At 42.0% G+C, this 23,503-nt stretch carries 17 protein-coding genes and 1 pseudogene; 16 read left to right on the forward strand and 2 right to left on the reverse strand.

Annotation, left to right across the window (positions count from 1 at the left end):
* Positions 1-376 precede the first annotated feature (376 nt).
* From ribF to pssA, 3 genes are all read left to right on the forward strand, one after another.
* Positions 377-1,336: a bifunctional riboflavin kinase/FAD synthetase gene (gene ribF, locus ACEYJ7_RS09650; protein WP_373778892.1), complete on the forward strand. Its 960-nt coding sequence runs from the start codon at positions 377-379 to the stop codon at positions 1,334-1,336.
* Between the two features lie 64 nt (positions 1,337-1,400).
* Entirely contained in the window at positions 1,401-4,217 is a 2,817-nt protein-coding gene (ileS, locus tag ACEYJ7_RS09655; protein ID WP_373778893.1) for an isoleucine--tRNA ligase, read from the forward strand.
* 465 nt (positions 4,218-4,682) lie between these two features.
* Positions 4,683-6,050 carry a CDP-diacylglycerol--serine O-phosphatidyltransferase gene (gene pssA, locus ACEYJ7_RS09660; RefSeq protein ID WP_373778894.1) on the forward strand — a complete coding sequence of 456 codons (1,368 nt, stop codon included), beginning with the start codon at positions 4,683-4,685 and terminating at the stop codon, positions 6,048-6,050.
* A 38-nt stretch (positions 6,051-6,088) separates the two neighbouring features.
* Here pssA and ACEYJ7_RS09665 read toward each other — a convergent pair whose 3' ends face one another.
* Positions 6,089-6,628: a KdsC family phosphatase gene (locus ACEYJ7_RS09665; protein WP_373778895.1), complete on the reverse strand. Its 540-nt coding sequence runs from the start codon at positions 6,626-6,628 to the stop codon at positions 6,089-6,091.
* Positions 6,629-6,696: 68 nt separating this feature from the next.
* Between ACEYJ7_RS09665 and ACEYJ7_RS09670 the strand changes: the two genes are divergently transcribed.
* The 6 genes from ACEYJ7_RS09670 to rraB all read left to right on the forward strand — a co-directional run bounded on the left by ACEYJ7_RS09670 (position 6,697) and on the right by rraB (position 15,294).
* Positions 6,697-7,380: a YggS family pyridoxal phosphate-dependent enzyme gene (locus ACEYJ7_RS09670; RefSeq protein WP_373778896.1), complete on the forward strand. Its 684-nt coding sequence runs from the start codon at positions 6,697-6,699 to the stop codon at positions 7,378-7,380.
* Positions 7,381-7,521: 141 nt separating this feature from the next.
* On the forward strand, positions 7,522-10,131 hold the full coding sequence (gene pepN, locus ACEYJ7_RS09675; RefSeq protein WP_373778897.1) for an aminopeptidase N: 2,610 nt from the start codon (positions 7,522-7,524) through the stop codon (positions 10,129-10,131).
* A complete protein-coding gene (locus tag ACEYJ7_RS09680; RefSeq protein ID WP_373778898.1) occupies positions 10,131-10,547 on the forward strand; it encodes a DUF805 domain-containing protein in 417 nt (138 codons plus the stop codon). Before pepN ends, ACEYJ7_RS09680 begins: the two co-directional genes overlap by 1 nt.
* 61 nt (positions 10,548-10,608) lie before the next feature.
* A complete protein-coding gene (yihA, locus tag ACEYJ7_RS09685) occupies positions 10,609-11,226 on the forward strand; it encodes a ribosome biogenesis GTP-binding protein YihA/YsxC (RefSeq protein ID WP_373778899.1) in 618 nt (205 codons plus the stop codon).
* A gap of 70 nt (positions 11,227-11,296) precedes the next feature.
* Positions 11,297-14,752 carry an acyl-[ACP]--phospholipid O-acyltransferase gene (locus ACEYJ7_RS09690; protein ID WP_373778900.1) on the forward strand — a complete coding sequence of 1,152 codons (3,456 nt, stop codon included), beginning with the start codon at positions 11,297-11,299 and terminating at the stop codon, positions 14,750-14,752.
* A 116-nt stretch (positions 14,753-14,868) separates the two neighbouring features.
* Entirely contained in the window at positions 14,869-15,294 is a 426-nt protein-coding gene (gene rraB, locus ACEYJ7_RS09695) for a ribonuclease E inhibitor RraB (protein WP_373778901.1), read from the forward strand.
* A 55-nt stretch (positions 15,295-15,349) separates the two neighbouring features.
* Here the strand turns inward: rraB and tusA are convergent, their stop codons facing one another.
* Positions 15,350-15,592 (reverse strand): sulfurtransferase TusA, encoded by a 243-nt coding sequence (tusA, locus tag ACEYJ7_RS09700; RefSeq protein WP_373778902.1) that lies wholly within the window; start codon positions 15,590-15,592, stop codon positions 15,350-15,352.
* Between the two features lie 107 nt (positions 15,593-15,699).
* Between tusA and pepQ the strand changes: the two genes are divergently transcribed.
* From pepQ to ACEYJ7_RS09735, 7 genes and pseudogenes are all read left to right on the forward strand, one after another.
* Positions 15,700-17,052, forward strand: a complete 1,353-nt coding sequence (gene pepQ, locus ACEYJ7_RS09705) for a Xaa-Pro dipeptidase (protein WP_373778903.1) — start codon at positions 15,700-15,702, stop codon at positions 17,050-17,052.
* Positions 17,053-17,144: 92 nt separating this feature from the next.
* Entirely contained in the window at positions 17,145-18,524 is a 1,380-nt protein-coding gene (gene argH, locus ACEYJ7_RS09710; protein WP_373778904.1) for an argininosuccinate lyase, read from the forward strand.
* A gap of 120 nt (positions 18,525-18,644) precedes the next feature.
* Positions 18,645-20,591, forward strand: a complete 1,947-nt coding sequence (locus ACEYJ7_RS09715; protein ID WP_373778905.1) for a TonB-dependent receptor plug domain-containing protein — start codon at positions 18,645-18,647, stop codon at positions 20,589-20,591.
* A 76-nt stretch (positions 20,592-20,667) separates the two neighbouring features.
* Positions 20,668-21,456 carry an ABC transporter substrate-binding protein gene (locus tag ACEYJ7_RS09720; RefSeq protein WP_373766408.1) on the forward strand — a complete coding sequence of 263 codons (789 nt, stop codon included), beginning with the start codon at positions 20,668-20,670 and terminating at the stop codon, positions 21,454-21,456.
* Between the two features lie 109 nt (positions 21,457-21,565).
* Positions 21,566-22,414 (forward strand): BRO family protein, encoded by an 849-nt coding sequence (locus ACEYJ7_RS09725; protein ID WP_373778906.1) that lies wholly within the window; start codon positions 21,566-21,568, stop codon positions 22,412-22,414.
* A gap of 12 nt (positions 22,415-22,426) precedes the next feature.
* Positions 22,427-23,407: a FecCD family ABC transporter permease gene (locus ACEYJ7_RS09730; protein WP_373778907.1), complete on the forward strand. Its 981-nt coding sequence runs from the start codon at positions 22,427-22,429 to the stop codon at positions 23,405-23,407.
* Positions 23,400-23,503: pseudogene (locus ACEYJ7_RS09735) on the forward strand (ABC transporter ATP-binding protein); the annotation flags it as partial. The gene ACEYJ7_RS09730 and the pseudogene ACEYJ7_RS09735, both read left to right, overlap by 8 nt.

Here is a 23,503-nt window from a genome sequence, read left to right on the forward strand (position 1 = left end):
ATCCCGAACTCAGAAGTGAAACGCAGTAACGCCGATGGTAGTGTGGGGATTCCCCATGTGAGAGTAGGGCACCATCAGGGTTTTAATACGAGAGAAACCGCAAGTTAGAGATAGCTTGCGGTTTTTTTTATTTTGCGGAAGTAATTAACAGAAGAAGAAAAGAAGAGAAGAATGAGGCTGACAAGCGGTCGGTTTGGGGGAATATTTTGCAAATTATAAGGCGAATCTGACCGCTTGCAAGAGACATTGCATCACCTTTTGTATTCATTTTATTCGGTTTCTTATGATAAGTTCTTTTATCTATCTTTCCATTTATCCCTGTTCCCCGTATAATCGGGAACAATTTTTTGTTTGAAAAACTAAAGCCGACTTAATAATGCAATTAATACGTGGAGTTTATAATTTTAAGAATATGCCTGATTTCCGAAATGGATGTGCATTAACAATCGGAAATTTTGACGGCGTTCATTTAGGGCATCAACAAATTTTGAAACGTTTAATTGAACAAGCGAAGATATTAAGCGTGCCTTCGGTGGTCATGGTTTTTGAACCGCAACCACGAGAATTTTTTGCTAAAAAGTTAACGTCTTCTACAGCACCGGCACGTTTAATGCGGTTGCGCGATAAAATTTCGGCATTACAACAAATCGGCATAGATTATTTACTCTGTATTCGTTTTAATCAAAAGTTTGCAGAGTTAGCGCCTGCAGAATTTATTCAATCTTTATTGGTGGATAAATTAAATGTGAAATATTTAAGCGTTGGCGATGATTTCCAGTTTGGTTACAAGCGGTCGGGAAACTTCGAAATTTTGCAAAAAGCAGGAGAACAGTTTGGTTTCAGTGTTGAAAATTCTCATAGCCATTGCTTAGGGGAAGAGCGAATTAGTAGCTCATTAATTCGCCAAGCTTTACAACGGGACGATTTAAGTCAAGCTGAAAAAATGTTGGGAAAACCTTACTCCATCCGTGGCAGAGTGGCGCATGGAAATAAATTAGGAAGAACCATTGGATTTCCAACAGCAAATATTATGTTGAACCGCTTAGTGACGCCAATCCAAGGTGTCTATGCTGTGCAAGTTGAAACTGCTGAAGGTGTATTCAACGGCATTGCTAATGTTGGCAATCGACCAACGATAAACGGAACAAAACCGTTATTAGAAGTGCATTTATTTGATTTTAACAAATCTATTTATGGGCAAGCGATTGAAGTACGTTTTTTAAAGAAAGTTCGTTCAGAAATTAAGTTTGCAAGTTTTGATGAACTGAAATCACAGATAGAACGTGATGTGATTGAAGTAAAAGGCTTTTTTGCCCATAACAAGCGGTCAGATTGAGAGAGAATTTTGCAAATACGCAATCACCGATTTATTTTTAAATTTTATTAATTGGAACAATAAGATGACTGATTACAAAAACACATTAAATCTGCCTGAAACAGGCTTTCCAATGCGTGGGGATCTCGCTAAGCGTGAACCTGCGATGTTAAAAAATTGGTACGATAAGAATTTGTATCAAAAAATTCGTCAAGCATCAAAAGGGAAAAAATCCTTTATTTTGCATGATGGTCCTCCTTATGCAAATGGTTCGTTACACCTTGGTCACGCCGTTAATAAAATTTTAAAAGATATTATTATTAAATCAAAAACTGCGTTGGGTTTTGACTCTCCGTATATCCCGGGTTGGGACTGTCACGGTTTGCCGATTGAGCTGAAAGTAGAAGGTGTGGTAGGTAAACCAAATGAAAAAATTTCAGCGGCAGAGTTCCGTCAAGCGTGTCGTAAATATGCGGCGGAACAAGTTGAAGGGCAAAAAGCAGACTTTATTCGTATGGGCGTGTTGGGTGACTGGGATAATCCATACCTGACAATGAATTTTGATACAGAAGCCCATATTATCCGTGCTTTAGGTAAAGTGATTGCAAATGGTCACTTATACAAAGGCTCAAAACCGGTTCACTGGTGTTTAGACTGTGGCTCTTCCCTTGCTGAAGCAGAAGTGGAATATGAAGATAAAGCCTCGCCGTCAATCTATGTGCGTTTCTCTGCGGTAGATCCTGTTGCCGTGGAAGCGAAATTTAATGCTCAGAGCAAAGGAAGCGGTCAGATTTCTGCGGTAATTTGGACAACAACGCCTTGGACATTACCTTCAAACCGTGCGATTGCGTTAAATGCGGAATTAGAATATCAGCTCGTACAGTTTGGCGATGAGCGTGTTATTCTTGCAACAGACTTAGTGGAAGCCGTGCAAAAAGCAACGGGTGTTGAGCTAGTTGAAGTGCTAGGTTCAGCAAAAGGTAGTGACTTAGAGTTAATGCGTTTCAATCACCCATTCTATGAGTATGACGTGCCGTTTATTTTAGGCGATCACGTTACCACCGATGGCGGTACAGGTTTAGTTCACACCGCACCAGATCACGGTTTAGACGACTATATTGTAGGTCAAAAATATAAATTAGAAATGGCTGGCTTAGTGGCAAACGATGGTAAATTCGTTTCAACTACGCCATTCTTTGCAGGCAAAGGCGTGTTTGAAAGTAATGATTTAGTCCTTGAAAAACTAAAAGAAACAGGGGCGTTGCTCAAATTAGAGCGTATCAAACACAGCTATCCGCACTGTTGGCGTCACAAAACTCCGATTATTTTCCGTGCGACACCGCAATGGTTTATCGGTATGGAAACGCAAGGTTTACGCAAACAGGCATTAGGCGAAATTAAACGTGTACGTTGGATCCCAAGCTGGGGTGAAGCACGTATTGATACAATGGTGGCGAACCGCCCTGACTGGTGTATCTCTCGTCAGCGTACTTGGGGCGTGCCGATGACAATGTTTGTGCATAATGAAACAGAACAGCTACACCCACGCACCTTAGAAATTTTGGAAGAAGTGGCAAAACGTGTTGAGCAGGCAGGCATTCAAGCGTGGTGGGATTTAGATCCAAAAGAAGTCTTAGGCGAAGAAGATGCGAAAATCTATCGTAAAGTGCCTGATACCCTTGATGTGTGGTTCGACTCGGGATCGACCTATGCGTCTGTGGTACAACAACGCCCAGAGTTTAACGGCAATTCTGCGGATATGTACCTTGAAGGTTCAGACCAACACCGTGGTTGGTTTATGTCATCATTAATGCTTTCTACAGCAACCGATAATAAAGCCCCTTATAATCAAGTACTTACACACGGTTTCACCGTCGATGAAAAAGGTCGCAAAATGTCAAAATCACTCGGTAACGTGATTGTGCCAAGTGAAGTGTGGAACAAAAATGGTGCAGATATTTTACGTTTATGGGTTGCTTCTACGGACTACACCGGTGAAATTGCCGTTTCGCACAACATTTTAAACAGTGCAGGCGATACTTATCGTCGTATCCGTAATACCGCACGTTTCCTATTAGCGAATTTAAACGGCTTCGATCCAAAACGTGATCTCGTTAAACCTGAAGAGATGATCGCCTTAGATCGTTGGGCGGTAAGCTGTGCGTTAGATGCACAAAACGACATTAAAGAAGCCTATGATAACTATCAATTCCACACCGTTGTTCAGCGTTTAATGCGTTTCTGTTCAATCGAAATGGGATCGTTCTATTTAGATATTATCAAAGACCGTCAATACACCACTAAAGCGGACAGCCTTGCACGCCGTAGCTGTCAAACAGCGTTGTGGCATATTTCTGAAGCATTAGTGCGTTGGATGGCTCCGATTTTATCCTTCACCGCCGATGAAATCTGGGGCTACTTACCGCAAGTGGAAGGACGTTCTGAATTTGTCTTTACCGAAGAGTTTTATACAGGTTTATTCAGCTTGAGTGAAGCGGATAAATTAGATGATAGCTACTGGCAAAGACTATTAAAAGTACGTTCAGAAGTAAACCGTGTGTTAGAACAAGCGCGTAACGACAAGTTAATCGGTGCTGGTCTTGAAGCGAAAGTCACCGTTTATGCAAATGATGATATTCGTCCGTTGTTAGAACAGTTAGGCAACGAGCTACGTTTCGTGTTAATCACTTCACAAGCGGTTGTTAAACCACTTGCCGAAGCCGATGTTGCTGAAGGTGAATTAGCCGGTCTTGCGGTGAAAGTAGAACGTGCTGACGGTGAAAAATGCCCACGTTGCTGGCACTATGCGACAGATATTGGTGCGAATGCAGAACACGCTGAGATTTGTGGGCGTTGTGTGGAGAATGTGGCAGGTAATGGCGAGCAAAGAGCATTTGCTTAAACAAGCACTCTCTCCGTAACTACATTTCCTACTTTTCTTTGCTTCGCCAAAGAAAAGTAGGCAAAAGAAAGGCGACCCCGAGCGTTTCTTCTTCCTACGCTTGTTGCTAATTTTTGGGACGAACTTTTCAAACTCGCTTGCTTCGCAAGCTCAAACACGAAAAGTTGTCCTCAAAAATTGACGCAACCGCTTCGGCGAAACGCAGGGGAGATCGAACATCTCGATCTTAGCATTACAAAAAATTGATTAAAACTCACCGCTTGTTATGGCGGATTGGGTTCCCTTCTGAACCGCCTGAGCGTGTTTAAATTTGTAGGAACATTTTTCTCTGAGCCAACGAAGTTGGCGAATTTAAAATGTTCCGTTAAGCAAATTTAAACTAAGCGAAATAAGCGGTGAAGTAGAGGGTGTTTCTTTTGGTTGCTTTTCTTTGCGTAAGCAAAGAAAAGTAACAGAGGACTAACAATGCTTATTCTGAACAAACAAACCCGTGCAAAACACCATTTAGAAAAACTCACTTTTATTCCTCAACAAGCGAATAAAGTAGAATTCTTAAATTCCAGCGCTGAGTTTAAAACCCGCATTTTGGAGCTTATTGCACAAGCAAAATCGCGAATTTATTTCACCGCTCTCTATTTTGAAAAAGATGAAGCGGGGCAGGAAATTTTAGCGGCACTTTATCAGGCAAAAATTGCACGCCCTGAATTAGATATAAAAATATTAGTTGATTGGCATCGTGCGCAGCGCGGACGAATTGGTGAAGTGGCACAGAGCTCTAATGCTGATTGGTATGCGACAGTAAGAATGCAATGTGGATTGCCTGCGGATAATGATATTGCTTTTTATGGTGTGCCGATTAATAATCGTGAAATTTTTGGTGTATTACATCTGAAAGGGTTAGTCTTTGATGATACTTTGCTTTACAGTGGGGCAAGTATTAATAATGTTTATCTGCATCAATTGGATCGTTATCGCTATGACCGTTATCATCAAATTGAAAATAAAGTTTTAACGGATTCAATCGTTCGCTTTATTCAGCAACAGATTTTACCCGATCCGGCGGTCACGCGTTTAGATCAAAAAAATCGACCTAAGACCTCCGATATTCGTCCGGTGATTAAATTGTTCCGTAAACAATTAAGTCAGCAGCATTATGATTTTGCCGGACGTAAAATGAGCGATGAGGTGTTAATGGTCTCACCATTGATTGGACTTGGGCGTAAAAATAAGTTGAACAAAACGATTGAAGCGTTATTCTATAAGACAAAAGAAAAGTTAACGATTTGTACACCTTATTTTAATTTCCCACGATCATTACGTAACCGCATTGCATGGTTACTGGATAACGGTAAACAAATTGAAATTATTGTCGGTGATAAAACCGCGAACGATTTTTATACACCACCGAATGAACCATTTACAATGGCATCGGCGTTACCTTATCTGTATGAAAAGAATCTGCGTGCTTTTGCCAAACGTTTTGATTATTACATTCAAAACAAACAATTGACGATTCGTTTATGGAAAGACGGGGAAAACAGCTATCACCTTAAAGGTGTTTGGATCGACCACCGCTATATTTTGTTAACCGGTAATAACCTAAATCCGCGAGCTTGGGGATTAGACGCTGAAAATGCAGTTCTGATTTCCGATCCTAAAGCTGAATTGTTGGAACCGGCACAGCGTGAGTTAGCAAATATTCGTATTCATACTAATGCGTTAACTCACTATAGTGATTTGGAAATGCTGAAAGATTATCCGGAAAAAGTACAAAAACTATTGAAGAAGTTTGGTCGGGTAAAATTAGATAAAATTGTAAAAATGTTATTGTAAAACAAAGGGCTAATAAGACATTATTAGCCCTTTTTACATCATTGTGCCATCTGTTCGACTACTTTCATAAAACCGTCGGCAGTAGTGTAAACGGCTTCTTTGCCTTGGGCTTTCAATATCATATCGGATAGTTCGCGAAAAGCGGAATGTCCACCGGCACGGCTTAATATTAAATCGGCTTGATCTTTAATATAATCAAACGCATCACCTACCGCTACAGCTAAACCACATACCTCAAAAGCAGGTAAATCTAATGTATCGTCACCTAAAAATGCGGTTTCTTCCGCAGTCACTCCCGCCTGCTGCATTAAATCAAAGCACGCTTGGCGTTTTGACATTTTGCCTAATTGAAACAGCGGAATGCCTAAATTTTTGATTCTACGGCGTAAAATCGGCGTATCGCCACCGGAAAGTACGGCAACTTGGATTCCACAAGCAAGCAGCATTTTGATGCCTAAACCGTCTTTTACATTAAAATATTTCAGTGCTTCACCGTTTGCATCATAGTAGAGACTACCGTCAGTAAGAACGCCATCAATATCGGTAATCACTAATTTAATTTTAGAAAGTCTGTGCATAAAGGTTCCTTGATTTTAATTATGGGGGGTTTTATTATTTCGCGCATTATAGCTTTTTGGAGCCCATCATGTCGATTTCTCACAATTTAACCGAGATTTTACAAACAATTCAACAGGTTAGTATTGACGCTAATCGTCCTCCGCAGTCGGTAAAATTGCTTGCGGTTAGTAAAACCAAACCTATTTCCGATATTCAACAGGCCATTGATGCGGGGCAAACCGCATTCGGTGAAAATTATGTGCAGGAAGGTGTTGAAAAGATTCAACATTTCGCCGGATGTACTGCGTTGGAATGGCATTTTATCGGTTTACTGCAATCGAACAAAACCCGCTTAGTGGCAGAGCATTTCGACTGGGTACAAACTATCGATCGTCTGAAAATTGCTCAGCGTTTAAGCGAGCAAAGACCTGCTCACCTTACTCCGCTTAATGTGTTGATTCAAATTAATATCAGTGATGAACGCTCAAAATCGGGGATTGAGCCGAGTCAAATGCAAGAGCTTGCACGGGCAATCAGCCGTTTGCCTCACTTAAAATTGCGAGGGTTGATGGCAATTCCCAAGCCGGAAAACGAACCGGCACGGCAAAAAATCGCTCTGCGTCGGATGGAAACACTGTTCAAACAGCTACAGGCAGAATTTGACGGTATCGATACGCTTTCAATGGGTATGAGCGATGATATGCAAAGTGCGATTGAATGCGGGTCGACAATGGTACGTATCGGCACTGCTATTTTTGGCGCACGGGCTTAAACGGTTTACAAGCGGTCGATTAGCAACAATTTTTTGCAAATGCGCTTGTGACTTTCCCCTCAAACTACAATATACTTACGCCTTACGATTTTATTTTAAGCTGCTATTCAAGCCGCTACTCCAAGTTTCTAAGGAAATGCCATGCAACCTAAAGCAAAATTCAGAAAAGATTATCGCCAGCCTGATTTTACTATTACCGATATTTATCTTGATTTCCAACTTGATCCTGAAGAAACCTTAACGACGTCGACCTTAAAAGTAAAACGCCAAAACCCGGAGGCGACTCAATTAACTTTAGAAGGGCATAGTTTTACCTTTGTTTCATTGAAATTAAACGGCGAAACTTTCGAAAATTATCAGAAAAATGAGGAGTCGCTAACACTGAATTTAGCCGATTTTCCGGCGGAACACTTTGAATTGACGATTCAAACCTTATTACATCCTTCGCAAAATACTTCTTTACAAGGTCTGTATCAATCAGGTGATGGGCTTTGTACGCAATGCGAGGCGGAAGGATTCCGTCAAATTACGTATATGCTTGACAGACCGGATGTACTTGCAAAATATCGCACCAAACTGACTGCTTGTAAGAGTCGCTATCCGTATTTGCTTTCTAACGGTAATCGTGTCGCACAAGGTGATTTGGAAGACGGTCGCCATTGGGTTGAATGGGAAGATCCGTTTTTCAAACCGAGTTATTTATTTGCGGTGGTTGCCGGTGATTTTGATTTACTGCAAGACAGTTTCACCACAATGAGCGGGCGCGAAGTTGCGTTGGAAATTTATGTTGACCGAGGTAATTTAGATCGCGCTCCTTGGGCGATGGAAAGTTTAAAACGTTCAATGAAATGGGATGAAGAGCGCTTCGGGCTGGAGTACGATCTGGACATTTATATGATCGTGGCGGTCGATTTCTTTAATATGGGGGCGATGGAGAATAAAGGATTAAATATCTTTAACTCGAAATTCGTACTTGCTAACCCTCAGACGGCGACCGATGAAGATTACTTAAACATCGAAGCGGTAATTGCCCATGAATATTTTCACAACTGGACGGGTAACCGCATCACGTGTCGGGATTGGTTCCAGCTAAGTTTGAAAGAAGGCTTAACGGTTTTCCGCGATCAAGAATTTACCTCCGACTTATGGTCTCGTTCGGTAAAACGGATTGAAGATGTCCGCTTATTGCGCTCCGTACAATTTGCCGAAGATGCCAGCCCGATGGCACACCCGATTCGCCCTGAAAAAGTGATTGAAATGAATAACTTCTACACCGTAACCGTTTATGAAAAAGGGGCGGAAGTGATTCGAATGATGCACACATTACTTGGTGAAGAAAAATTCCAAAAAGGTATGAAACTTTATGTTGCTGAAAATGACGGTAAAGCTGCAACGTGCGAAGATTTTGTTTCAGCAATGGAGCGGGCTTCTGGTATTGATTTAACTCAATTCCGCCGTTGGTATAGCCAATCTGGCACACCGGAGTTAACCATTTCCGATGAATACGATGAAAAACGTCACACTTACCGTTTACACGTATCGCAAATGACCGCACCAACTGCCGACCAAGTAGAAAAAGTAAACTTGCATATTCCACTCAAAGTGGCGTTATACGGCGAGAACGGTCAACGTATCAATTTGCAACACGAATTATTGACGGTCAGCGATGTTTTGGACGTCATTCACGAGCATCAGACCTTTGAGTTTCATAATGTACTACAGCGCCCGGTGCCGGCCCTGCTATGTGATTTTTCTGCGCCGGTACGTTTAGATTACAACTACAGTAATGAACAATTATTGACCTTATTAAAATACGCCGGTAATGATTTTGTCCGTTGGGATGCGGCACAAATGTTATTCAATCACGAATTAAGAGAAAATTTGGCGCGTTATCAGCAAGGCGAGGAGATGAGATTCTCAGCATCCTTGTTGGAAGCGTTAACTATCGTATTGGATTGTGCCAACCAAGATCCGGAACTGGCGGCATTAACGCTAACTTTGCCGAAAGAAACCGAATTTGCCGAATTATTTAAGGTGATTGACCCATCCGGTATCGCGGTAGTGCGTGATTTTATGCAACGTCAAATAGCTGAGGCGCTAAAAGAGCGTTTATTCGTCATCTATAACCAGTACAAAGCACCGGAATATCGTGTGGTGGCAGAAGATATGGCAAAACGCGCACTGCGTAATACTTGCCTGTCTTATCTCGCTTTTACCGATTTGGGGAATAGCTTAGTCTATAAACATTATCACAAAGCGGATAATATGACCGACACTTTAGCGGCACTTTCCTCGGCAACCAAAGCGCAATTAGCTTGCCGTGATCAATTGTTGGCAGATTTTGAAGAGAAGTGGCACCAAGACGGTTTGGTGATGGATAAATGGTTTATGCTACAAGCGACCAGACCGGACGATAACGTATTAGAGATCGTACAAAGCTTGCTTGAACATCGTAGTTTCAATATGAAAAATCCAAATCGTTTACGTGCTTTGATTGGCTCATTTGCGAACCATAATCCGAAAGCATTCCATGCAATTGATGGTTCAGGTTACCGTTTCTTAGTCGATATGTTAACTCAATTGAATGACAGCAATCCGCAGGTTGCTTCACGCTTAATCGAACCGTTAATTAAACTTTCCCGTTATGATACTCAGCGCCAAACGTTAATGCGTCGCGGATTAGAACGTTTGAAAGGATTAGATCACCTTGCGCGTGATCTGTTTGAAAAAATTGAGAAGGCGTTGAAATAATGCATTGGTATCAAGGGCTTTTTTCTTTCCAAGGCAGGCTTAACCGCCAAGGTTTTTGGATTGGCGCGGGGATTAATTTTGTGTTTCTTGCGATTTTTGCCAATTTTATCCTGAATCCGACCGCTTTCACGTGGTTAAGCGTGATTCCGTTGATCATTTCGGGTTATAGTCTGTCGGCGGTGATTGTAAAACGTTTACATGATCGTAACCGTTCCGCCAAAGCGTTATTGATGGTATTGGTACCGATCTTATGTTATGCCGCTTCACACTATGCTGAAGGTACGATGGTGTGGTTGCTCGGTCGAATGATGCCGATTTTTATCGGTACTATGTTACTCATGGAATGGGGAGGATTTGTCGGTAACCCCGATGCGAATGAGTATGGAAAAAGCGGATTGAGCATTCGATTTAAATAATTTGGATTCACAGATGGTGCAAACGTCCATGCTTGCGCCAGCATTATTTTTTAAGACTGAAATGACCGAAATAAAACTTAACTATCATAAAACCCGTTTTTTAACATCCGCTCCTGATATTCGCCATTTACCCGAAGACAATGGCGTGGAAATTGCGTTTGCCGGGCGCTCTAACGCGGGTAAATCGACAGCATTAAATGCACTGACGAATCAAAAAAATTTGGCTCGAACCTCGAAAACGCCGGGACGAACGCAGTTGATTAATTTATTTGAAGTTGAACCGAACTGTAAATTGGTTGATTTACCCGGCTATGGTTATGCAGCGGTGCCGGAGCAGATGAAATTGCAGTGGCAACGTTCATTGGGCGAATATTTGCAGAAGCGCGAATGTTTGCGCGGTGTGGTGATTCTGATGGACATTCGTCATCCGCTGAAAGATCTTGACCAACAAATGGTTGAATGGGCCGTTTCTGCTGATCTACCGGTGTTATTATTGTTAACTAAAGCGGATAAACTCAGCCAAAGTGCCAGAAGCAAAACCGTTAAAATGGTACGTGAGGCAATTCTGCCGTTTCAAGGCGATGTACAGGTAGAAGCTTATTCGGCAACCAATAAGATAGGTATCGATAAACTTGCCACTAAACTCGACGGCTGGTTTGCAGAAGTTTTTGCGGAATAACAAGTAGGTACAAGCGGTCGGTTTGCGCCTGAAATTTGCAAATTTGTTGCGTTATTAATTCGGAGACAAAATGAGCTTACTGAAAATCAGAGGATTCGTTCCTTACCTTGCGATTGCATTTTTAAATGCCAGTGTCGATTTGGCACATAAAATTACCATTCAAAACGTTTTATTAAAGAGTTTTGAGGGCAATACCCTAGTAGTTCTGACAGCATTAATCAATGCGATGATCTTACTACCGTTTATCTTCCTCTTTTCACCTTCCGGTTTTATCAACGACAAATATTCCCAAACCAAAGTGATCCGCGTTTCGGCGGTGGCAGCTATTTTTATTACCGCAGCGATTTTGCTGAGCTATCTTGGCGGTGCGTTTGAAGTTGCTTTTATTCTGACGCTTATTCTCGCGACCCAAAGTGCAATTTATTCTCCTGCCAAATACAGTATTATCAAACAGATTGTCGGTACTGATAATTTAGGTCGGGCCAATGGCGTCATTCAGGCGTTAACCATTGTGGCAATTTTATTCAGCTCTTTTGCCTTCTCATTCCTATTTGAAACTTTTTATGTTGAAGGCGATAACCCGTCCGCAATCTTATCCAGTATGTCTATCATCGGAATTTCACTGGTTGCGTTCAGCGTGATTGAAGCTATATTCGCCTTTCGAATTCCGTTTTTTAAAGCTGACGAACCTCGTCGCCATGAAACCTTTGAGATGAAAAAATATCTCTCATTAGGTTATTTAAAACAGAATATGCGTTTGTTGCGCCGTGATAAAAATATTTGGCTCAGCATCATCGGTTTAAGTATTTTCTGGGGAGTGTCGCAGGTGATTGTGGCGGCTTTTCCAGCACACTATAAAGCGATTTTTGACAGCGATAATGCGATTGTGATTCAAGCGATTTTAGCGGTGAGCGGTATCGGTTTGATTGTCGGTTCAACGATTGCCGGTTCGATGTCTAAACATCATATCGAGCACGGTATCATACCGGTTGGGGCATTAGGGATTTTCTTGGCGATTTTCTTTTTGGCTTCTTCATCCAGTGTCGCGGTGATGACCTTCTGTTCTTTTTTATTCGGCGTATTCGGCGGAATGTTTATTGTGCCGTTGAATGCCACGATTCAATTTTTTGCGCCGGAAAAATCGAGCGGCAAAATTATGGCGGGTAATAACTTTGTGCAGAACGTGTCGATGGTTGTTTTCTTGCTGTTAAGTATCGCTTTTGTATCAGCCAATATCTCTACTACCGGTTTATTATTATTTGCTGCGTTTATCTGTTTAATCGGCTCTTTCTATGCGGTGATTCAACTACCGCACCTGTTTACCCGTTTATTGTTGTTGCCGATTTTAAAAACCGGCTACCGTTTTAATGTGGAAGGCTTGAAAAACTTACCGCAAAGCGGCGGTGTTTTATTATTAGGTAACCATATCAGTTGGATTGACTGGATGGTGCTACAAGCAGCAAGCCCACGGGCGGTAAAATTTGTGATGTATCGCGGTATTTACAACAAATGGTATCTGAAATGGTTTCTCAAATGGTTTAAAGTGATCCCGATTGGCGCAGGTTCCAGCAAAGAGTCGATTGAGCAAGTCAGGCAGTTACTTGCTAATGGTGAAGTGGTCGCTTTGTTTCCCGAAGGACACATCAGCTATAACGGACAAATCAATGAATTTCAGCGTGGTTTTGAATTAGCCGTTCAAGATTGGGAGAATATCTGTATTGTGCCGTTTTATTTACGCGGGCTTTGGGGTTCCAGTTTTTCCAGAGCGGACGGTCATTATAAAGCGTTAACCAAAACTCGCGGTAAACGCGATATTTTGGTGGCGTTCGGCAAGCCGATTCATGAGTTTATTGACCGTTCGGCAATGAAACAGAAGGTCGTTGAATTGTCATTCTCTTCTTGGGAAAAATTTATTGCGCGTCAAGAACCGCTTACCCACGAATGGCTGGATATGGCGAAATCCAATTTATTTAAAACCTGTTCGGTTGATAGTATGGGGATGAACCTTAACAATGCCAAATTTATTACCGCAGTATTGGTGTTCAGCAAATTGATCCGTAAACAGTTTGGTGATAGCAAACATATCGGTGTATTGCTGCCAAGTTCTTCTATTGGTGCGATCGTTAATATGGCTTTGTTTGTCAGCGGTAAAGTTCCGGTGAACCTCAATTATACGTTGAGCGAGCAAAGTATGGCGGCAGCGTTAAATAAAGCGGGTATTACCAAAGTCATTACTTCGGAAAAGTTCTTGGATAAACTAAGCGACAAAGGTTTTGATTATTCGTCATTATTGGCGGATAAAACGGTTATGGTAGAGCAATTAAGTCAGACAGTGACTAAAAAAGCCAGAACCCGAGCCTTCCTAACCGCATTATTGGCACCGGCTTGGTGGATAAAATTAATGCATTTCAGCGATGTGAAATTGGATGATACCGCAACGATTCTCTTCAGTAGCGGTAGCGAGGGAGAGCCGAAAGGTATTGAACTCACCCATAAAAACTTGCTGACCAACATTAAGCAGATCAGTGAATTACTTAACTTCAGAAAGGACGATGTTATTCTTAACTCTCTGCCGATTTTCCACTCGTTCGGTTTAACAGTGACGACGTTATTACCGCTTTGTGTCGGCGTAAAAATGGTCAGCGTGCCGGATCCGACCGATGGTGCTTTAGTCGGTAAAATGGCGGCACGTTACAACGCAAGTATTCTTTTCGGTACTTCTACGTTCTTTAGGTTATACACCAAAAATAAAAAACTACACCCGCTGATGTTCCAAAACGTACGTATGGTGGTTGCCGGTGCGGAAAAATTAAAAGCGGATGTCAAAGAAGCGTTTCGCATTAAGTTCGGATTGGATATTTATGAAGGCTACGGCACTACGGAGACTGCACCGGTGGCAGCGGTGAATATGCCGAATATTCTTGAACGGGATAGTTTAAAAGAGCTAACTTTTAATAAGGTCGGTTCCGTCGGTATGCCGTTGCCGGGGACAATCATTAAGATTGTTGATCCGAATACGCTTGAAGAACTGGCTGTCGGCGAAGACGGCTTGATTGTGATTGGCGGCGGTCAGGTAATGAAAGGCTATCTCAACGAGCCGGAAAAAACGGCGGAAGTGATTGCCGAAATTGACGGTATTCGCTATTACAAAACCGGCGATAAAGGACATATTGATGAGCAAGGATTTGTGACGATTGTCGATCGTTACTCACGCTTTGCGAAAATCGGTGGCGAAATGATTAGCCTTGGCAGTGTGGAGGCCTTACTCGCTCCGGTATTGAGCGACGATGCTGCCTTTGTCGCCACTAACGTGCCGGATGATAAAAAAGGCGAAGCCGTGGTGTTATTGGTGAAAAGCGAGCTGTCGTTAGATGAAATCAATGACAAAATTAAAAATGCCGATATCGCCCCGCTTATGTTGCCGTCTGCGGTATTCTTGGTTGATGAAATTCCAACCCTTGCCAGCGGAAAAGTGGATTTCAAAGGTTCGAAATCGAAAGCAGCGGAGTTGGTGAATTTACACTGATTTTGCAAAAAAACGGATGAAAACAACCGCTTGTAGCCCGATTTTATGGCTTAGTTTGTTTTGTTAGTAGGCGGGCAGCGGTTCGAGAGACTTTATATTAGTAAAAGGAAACAGCTATGTACAATATCACTGAACTAAATCAAGAAACGAGCGAGATTATCGATTCTCTGCTACGAGACGGGAGTGACCCGGACGCGCTTTATATTATCGAGCACCACATCGCTCACCACGATTTCGACAAGCTTGAAAAATTAGTGGTTGACGCTTACAAACTCGGCTATGAAATTTCGGAAGCCGAAGAGATTGAAGAAGAGGACGGTAAAATCATGTTTGTATGCGATATCGTGAGTGAAATTAAATTGGATGCCGCGTTGATCGCCGCACAGCAAAAAGAGTTACTGCCGCTGATTGAAAAAGCGGGAGCCATATATGAAGGTTGGGGAACATACTTTGAAGATCCGAACGCCGACGATGACGAATACGGCGACGACGGTGAATTCTTCGATGATGAAGAGGACGATTACGAGGACGACAGACGTTAAACGCGCTTTACAAGCGGTCAGAATTTGCAAAAAATTTGCAGATTTCGACCGCTTGTCATGACAACCCTTTTTTCACCCAATATTGATACGGCTTGGTTTCTGTTTGGCTTTTAAGCAGTTGATGATCCATAAATTGACAAAAACTCGGAATATCGCGAGTGGTTGCCGGGTCATCGGCAATAATCAGCAAGACTTCGCCGTCTGCCATATTGCGAATGGTTTTGCGGGTCAGCATCACAGGTTCGGGACAACGTAGCCCGAGGGTATCTAAAGTTTGGTTAATGGTTAGTTCGGTCATAGTCATTTTGTATAGGTTAATTTATCCATCGCTCCAATTCCCCTCTTTGCCAAAGAGGGAGTTTGTTCAGTAAGCTGCTTACATTCAATAAAAATTTGGGAATCTCTATGCAACACCTTTTCGTTCAGCATATCGCACGTATTCAGCAAATCGTACAACACGCCTTAGCGCTTGCCCGCCTTGACGGGCTATGGATTTATGCCGGGCAGGCGAATTACCGTTTTTTAGACGACCAAACATCGCCCTTTAAAATCAATCCGCATTTTAACTATGTTTTTCCTGATCCCACGGCGGAGCAGAGCTGGCTGTTTTTAGACGGCAAAAACAAGCCGAAACTCTATTTTTATGCACCGCAAGATTACTGGCATTGTGCGCCGAATCCGCCGACGGACGCTTTTTTTGCTGATCAATTCGATTGGCAGATATTGAACGACAGTCATCAAATCAAACAGTATCTCGGCAATCCGCAATATTGCGCTTTTATCGGTGAACAACACGAATTGGCGAAGTCTTTGGGATTTGAGCAGATTAATCCGCAAAAGGTGCTAAATGTACTGCATTTTGAGCGTTCGATCAAAACAGAATTTGAAATTGAATGCATCTATCGTGCGCAATTCAGTGCATTAATCGGGCATTATGCCGCAAAAGACGCATTCTTTGCTGGCAAAAGTGAGTTTGAGATTAATCTTGCTTATTTGCAGGCAACTCAGCAGTCAGACAATAATGTGCCTTACGGTAATATTGTTGCGGTTAATCAAAACAGCGCGGTGTTGCATTACACCAAGTTAGCCACGGAAGTGCCGCCGTTTCGTTACAGTTTTTTATTGGATGCCGGCAGCACTTATTTGGGCTATGCTTCCGATTTAACCCGTTCTTATGCGGTTGAGCCGCACAGTGAATTTGCCCGACTTGTCGCGCAAATGGAAAAATTCAAATTGGATATCATTGATGAAATGCAGGTCGGTTTTAATTACCTGTACTATCATACTAAAATGCACCAATGGATTTCTCAGATGCTCAATGTTTTTGATTTTGTAAAATTACCGGAGGCGCAGATTTTTGAAGAAGGCATTAGCCGTGCTTTTTTTCCGCACGGTTTAGGGCATTTGCTCGGTTTACAGGTTCATGATGTCGCAGGTTTTCAACAAAATACTCGAGGCACGCGTAAAGCACCGCCGGAAGTTTATCCGAGTCTGCGTTGTACCCGTGATTTAAGCGAAGGTATGCTTCTGACCATTGAACCGGGCTTTTATTTTATCGAAATGTTGTTGAAACCTTGGCGTTCACATCCGCTAAGCCGTTTCTTTAACTGGCAGAAAATCGATGAATTTAAACGTTACGGTGGTATTCGAACGGAAGATAATGTGGTGATTCGAGCCAATCGGGCGGATAATCTCACCGTAAGGGCGGAGAAGGCAATTTCTCTCGGGGAAACCGGTTTCATGATAAGTATTAAATAAATATTGAGAAAAATTGCATAATTATGCAATAATGAGGCTGATTACAAGCGGTCAGATTCCGCTTTTTATTTGCAAAAAACAAAGGATAAATTATGGCACTTTGGGGCGGTCGCTTCTCACAAGCGGCGGATCAACAGTTTAAATATTTTAATGACTCACTACGCTTTGACTACCGTTTGGCATTGCAGGATATTGACGGTTCAATCGGCTGGGCAAAAGCGATTCATTCGGTCGGTATTATCAGCACAACAGAACTGGAACAGCTGATTAATGCATTAAAAACCTTGCGTGCGGAAGTGGCGCCAAACTTAGCGATTGTATTGCAAGAAGATGCGGAAGATATTCACAGCTGGGTTGAGTTGCAGCTGATTAAAAAAGTCGGCGATCTCGGTAAAAAACTGCACACTGGGCGTAGTCGTAATGACCAAGTCGCGGTGGATATGAAATTGTGGTGTAAAGCACAAGTACTTTCATTGCAAGAATCTATTCGTGCCTTACAAGAAAAATTAGTTGAAACCGCAGAAGCCAATCAGCTTTCAGTGATGCCGGGTTATACCCATTTACAACGGGCGCAACCGATTACCTTTGCCCACTGGTGTATGGCGTATTATGAGATGTTGGAACGTGATTATTCACGTTTAACCGATGCGTATAAACGGATGAACACTTGTCCGTTGGGTTCGGGAGCATTAGCGGGAACCGCTTATGGTATTGATCGTGATTTATTGGCACAAAATCTAGGGTTTGAAAGTGCAACCCGCAACAGCTTAGACAGTGTGTCGGATCGAGATCATGTTTTAGAGCTCCTCGCAGCAGCGTCAATCAGTATGATGCACCTTTCTCGCTTTGCGGAAGATTTGATTATTTTTAACAGTGGTGAATCGCACTTTGTGGAACTCTCTGACCGCGTAACGTCAGGTTCATCACTAATGCCGCAAAAGAAAAACCCTGATGCGTGTGAACTGGTACGTGGTAAAACAGGGCGTGTATTCGGTGCATTAAGCGGTTTATTGGCGACCTTAAAAGGCTTACCGCTAGCTTATAATAAGGATATGCAAGAAGACAAAGAAGGGATTTTTGATGCGATTGAAACCTGGCAGGCGTGCGTAAATATTTCGGCGTTAGTGCTTGAAGACATCAAAGTCGATACTGAACGTACCAAAGAAGCGGCACAACAAGGCTATGCCAATGCGACCGAACTTGCCGACTATTTAGTGGCAAAAGGCATTCCGTTCCGTGAAGCTCACCATATTGTCGGCGAAGCGGTGGTTTATGCGATTAGCCAAGGTAAAGCGTTAGAAGAATTAAATTTAGCGCAATTTAAACAGTTTCATAGCTCAATCGCTGATGATGTTTATCCGATTCTCTCTCTTGAGTCGTGTCTTGCAAAACGTTGTGCCAAGGGTGGGGTAAACTTAGAGCGCGTTGCAGAAGCGATTGCAGAGGCAAAGGCGAATTTGTTAGTCGTATAATTGCGATTTGTCGTAGCTGGTATGCAGTCAATTATCCCCGCTGATGTGGGGATAATTATTTCGTATAATAATTAATCATAACGCGGATGTAATCTAAACATTTAACCCTAAGGAAGCAAAATGAAAAGAAATTTGGTTACTACACTTGTCCTCACATTACCGTCCTTCGCGATAGCTCAAACTGAGCAAGCAACGGAGTTACCACCTCTCAATGTCTATTCCGCTTATGCCGCTCCCGTTAACCAAGACAAAACCGCCTCTTCCGTCACCGTTTTGACAGAGAAAGATTTTACAGAGCGTAATGCGACTTATGTCAGTGATGTGTTGAAAACCGTGCCGAGTGTGGCGATTGGTTCAAATGGCGGACGTGGAGCAGTAACAAGTTTATTTTTGCGTGGAGCAAACTCAAACCATACGGCTATTATCATTGATGGCGTTAAGGTAAACCCAATTGATACTAACTTTAGTTTTGGTGGATTAAGCTTAAGCAACATTGAACGAATCGAAGTATTAAGGGGGGAGCAATCTGCACTTTGGGGAAGTGAAGCGGTAGGTGGTGTGGTTTACATTACAACCAAGAGTGGGCTTTACAAAGACAAACCATTTAATGTCGATTTCGATTTTGGCTTAGGTTCTCATAATACTCGTGATGCTTCTGCTACTGTTTCAGGCTATGACAACGGCTTCTACTATGCTTTACACGGTGACAGCCATCGTACCCGTGGTATTTCTGTGGCAAGTAAAGATACTTTCCGTTATACCGCAAATGATGGTAGCCGTATTGTTACAGGTGGCGCAACAGAAAAAGATGGTTTTCACCGCGATAATGCTTCATTACGTTTAGGCTATGATGATAGCAAAAAAGGTGTGGAATTATTGGCATCACATTATTCTCAATCTTTTCAAAACGATGACTTAAAGAGTGGGAATGTTGGGCAAGTTTATACTTCCTATGAGAATTTAGCGTACTATGCAATGCGTGATCGTGAAACAGTATTCAAATTAGGCGGATATTGGGGCAGTGATCAAGATTTATTCAAACATAAAGCGAGCGTTAGCCATTTAAAACACGATACAGATGTATTTGGCTTATATGCCGGTACAAAAGATTGGAAAAAACTTAATGCGAACTATCAGCTAGATATTAATTTTGACCGTGAAGGAAGTTTAACCCAAGCACTCAGTCTTCTTGCTGATTATCAAAGAACATCTTTTATCTCAAATAATTTTGAAAATGGAGAAAAAAGATTATCTGAAAAAAGCCTTGCAACAGAATATCGCTTATTTACGGAAGACGATCATAGCCTATCTTTAAGTGGACGTTTTACGGATAATAAACTTTATCCAAATGTGTGGACGGGACGTATTTCAGGGGCTTACCGTTTATCACCTAATTTCAAAACTCACGCAAGTTTTGGTTCAGCAATTAAGAATCCGACTGTTACGGATTATTTTGGTTGGAATCCAAGTTATTATGTTGGCAATCCAAATTTAAAACCAGAAAAAAGCTTAGGTGGAGATCTTGGTGTATTAATTGAAACAGCTGACAAAGCACATAGTTTAGATGTCACTTATTTTGCTCGTAATGTGAATAACTTTATTGCAATGGATGAAAAGTGCTATTGTCAATCAATTAACTTAGATGGCACAACTAAAGTGAAAGGTGTAGAGTTAGCCTATACGGGAAAATTTACTGATAATTTAACTGGTTATGCAAATTATACCTACACCAATACGAGAGATAGCAAAGGTAAAGAGTTAGTACGTCGCCCTAAACATAGTGCAAATGCCAGTCTCGCTTATCAGATCACTGATAAATTGGGATCAAGTGTAAGTGTTTCTTATGTAGGAAAACGCACAGATAATTATTGGGATGCAAATTATGTATCACATACTGTAAAAATGTCATCTTATACGTTAGTGAATTTAGGGACAAACTATCAAATCACAAAAAATGTGAATATTTATGCTAACTTAAATAACTTATTTGATAAGAAATATGAAAATATTATCGGCTACGGACAAGACGGTCGTAACGTTTATGTTGGCTTAAAAGGTAGCTTCTAATAACCGTAGAGGCAAATTATATTTGCCCCAAAACGGTTTAGGGAAATGGGGCTAATATGATTAGCCCCTACATTTTATGAAAAAAACGCTTACATTTTTAACCGCACTTTTCTTGCCGTTTACAACGGCTCTTGCACAAGAGCAGTTTGTTTCGCTCACCCTTTGTAGCGACCGCCTGCTGGCCGAAATCGCTCGCCCTGAACAAATTGCGGCGATGTCGCCTTATTCTCAAAATCCGTTGATGATGTTGGATAAACTCAATCACGACAAACCGACACTTGAACCGCAATTAGACCGACTGTTGCCGTATCTGGATAAAACCATGCTGATTAACGAGCGGTTTTATCCGCAATTGGTCGCAGAGCTAAAACAGCTCGACGTGAAAATTCTGCCGATAAATGACAGTCCGCAAACCCCCGAACAGCTTTTTGAATTGATTTTGCAGCTGGGGAAATTAACCGATAATCAAGCTAAAGCAGAACAACTTATCGCTAAATTAAAATCGCAAAATGTTATGCTAAACCGACCGCTTGCAGCGACCTTGATTGTATCGGATACCGGTGTGGTCGATACACGGCAAGCTAATTATCAAACCTTATTGCAGTTATTAGCTTTAACGCCGTTAAAAAACGCCTTAACGCCACAAAATTTCTCGCTCGAAAAAGTGTTGCTCAGCCAACCGAATATCTTGATTACCTTAACCGATAAACAAGGCTATAACGAACAATCAGAACTACTTTCGCATCCACTTTTGCAAAATTATTTCCAAAACCGACCGCTTGCAACCATCCCGTTGAAATATACTTATTGTTTTGATCACGGTATTTGGCTGGGAGCAGAAAGGATTTATCAACAGTTAAAATAGTTTGTGAAGCTTGTCGAAAAACGGGAATTTTCTATTTATACAGTATTGCACTGTATATAAATTTGTGTATGATTTCTGTGTTTTTATACAGTTGTGTGGGAAATCCGTGATGAGCAATGCAATTAAATTATTTGAAGGAAATCAAATTCGTTCCATATGGGATAGCGAGCAAGAAGAGTGGTATTTTAGTGTTGTTGATGTGGTTGCGGTATTAACCGAAAGTGCCAATCCAAGACGTTATTGGAGCGATCTAAAACGTAAATTACAAGTAGAAGAAGGTGCAAATGAGTTGTACGAAAAAATCGTACAACTGAAATTTAAGTCTTCCGATGGGAAAATGTATAAGACCGATGCGACTGATATACAAGGCATTTTCCGTATTATTCAGTCTATCCCAAGCCCAAAAGCCGAGCCATTTAAATTATGGTTGGCACAGGTTGGCAAAGAACGAATTGATGAAATTATCGACCCTGAATTAACGATTGATCGTGCCTTAGAAACCTATTTGAAAAAAGGTTATTCAAGAGAATGGATCAACCAGCGATTACAAGCTATTCAAGTGAGAAAAGAGCTAACGGATACTTGGCTGGATCACGGCGTGAAAGAAGGGCGAGAATTTGCGATTTTGACCAATGAAATCTCGAAAGCGTGGAGCGGAATGACAACCAGAGAATATAAGGATTTCAAAGGATTGAAGAAAGAAAATTTACGCGACAATATGTCCACCCTTGAATTAGTGCTAAATATGTTGGCGGAAGCCACCACAACCGAGCTGACACAGATTGCCAACCCACAAGGATTAGAAGAAAATAAAAAGATTGCTCAAGAAGGCGGAAGTATTGCCGGCGATACGCGAAAAGCGATTGAAAGCAAAACGGGTCAGCCCGTAATTACCCCGAAAAATGCGATCTCTTTTTCTCAGCTTATTGAAGAAGTGGCTAAAGAACGATTAAAATAATTAAACGAAACAATGAACAAAACAACCCGACTTAACACCGCACTTTTGCTCTTGCTTCTAGCTATTATCAGCCTAGCAAGTTGGTACGACCTTAACGATTTTTCAGCGTTGAAAAATGCCGAAGGAATTGTGACGGATATGCGCCCGCTGGTGTTGTGGGATATTCGTCTGCCACGGATTTTACTTGCCGTGCTAACAGGAGCAAGTTTGGCAGTGGCAGGCAATGCCATGCAGGGCATTTTCCAAAATCCGCTGGCAAGTCCGGGTTTGTTAGGGAGTGCAAATGGGGCAACGACCGCCAGTGTTTTTATTCTGTACTATTTTTCTGTGCCGTTTACCCTATTGCTGATTGGCGGTGTGCTGGGGGCGTTGTTGAGCTTTTTATTGGTCTATTTGATTGCCAAAAATCACGGTACAACAATGATGATTTTAAGCGGTTTGGCGGTCAATATGCTACTGGGTTCAGCGATTGCGTTATTGCTGTCGAATGCCGAAAGCCCTTGGGCGTTGGCGGAACTTTACCGCTGGCTACAAGGTTCGTTGGTGTGGGCGAAATTAGATACCTTATTGATTTCATTACCGATTATCCTGTTGGGATTGCTCTGTCTTTATCAACAACGCCGTTACCTAGATTTGCTCACCTTTGGTGAAGAAACCGCAAGCACAATGGGCATTGACCCCAAACGTAGCTTTTTCATTACCACTTTGGGTGTTGCCTTATTAGTAGGGGCAACCATTCCCCAAACAGGAACCATCGGTTTTATCGGCTTAATCGCACCGCATTTGGCTCGCATTATCCTGAAAAAACGCCCATCACAGCTTTATCTTACAAGCGGTTTAATTGGGGCATTAATTTTACTGATTGCCGATCTCTGTATTTTATATTTGCCGTTCTTTTCCCATATTTATGTGGGAACGCTTACCGCAATTATCGGCGCGCCGTTTTTGATTTGGATTTTATTAACACAGCAACGGAGAATGGCAAATGATTAAACTGGAAAATGTCAGCCTTGCATTTGGTTTATCTAACATCAGTTGCCATATCCCACAAGGCAAACTTATCGGCATTATGGGGGCAAACGGTGCAGG

It is taken from the genome of Glaesserella sp. (assembly GCF_041814905.1).
In the GTDB taxonomy this organism is placed as follows: domain Bacteria; phylum Pseudomonadota; class Gammaproteobacteria; order Enterobacterales; family Pasteurellaceae; genus Glaesserella.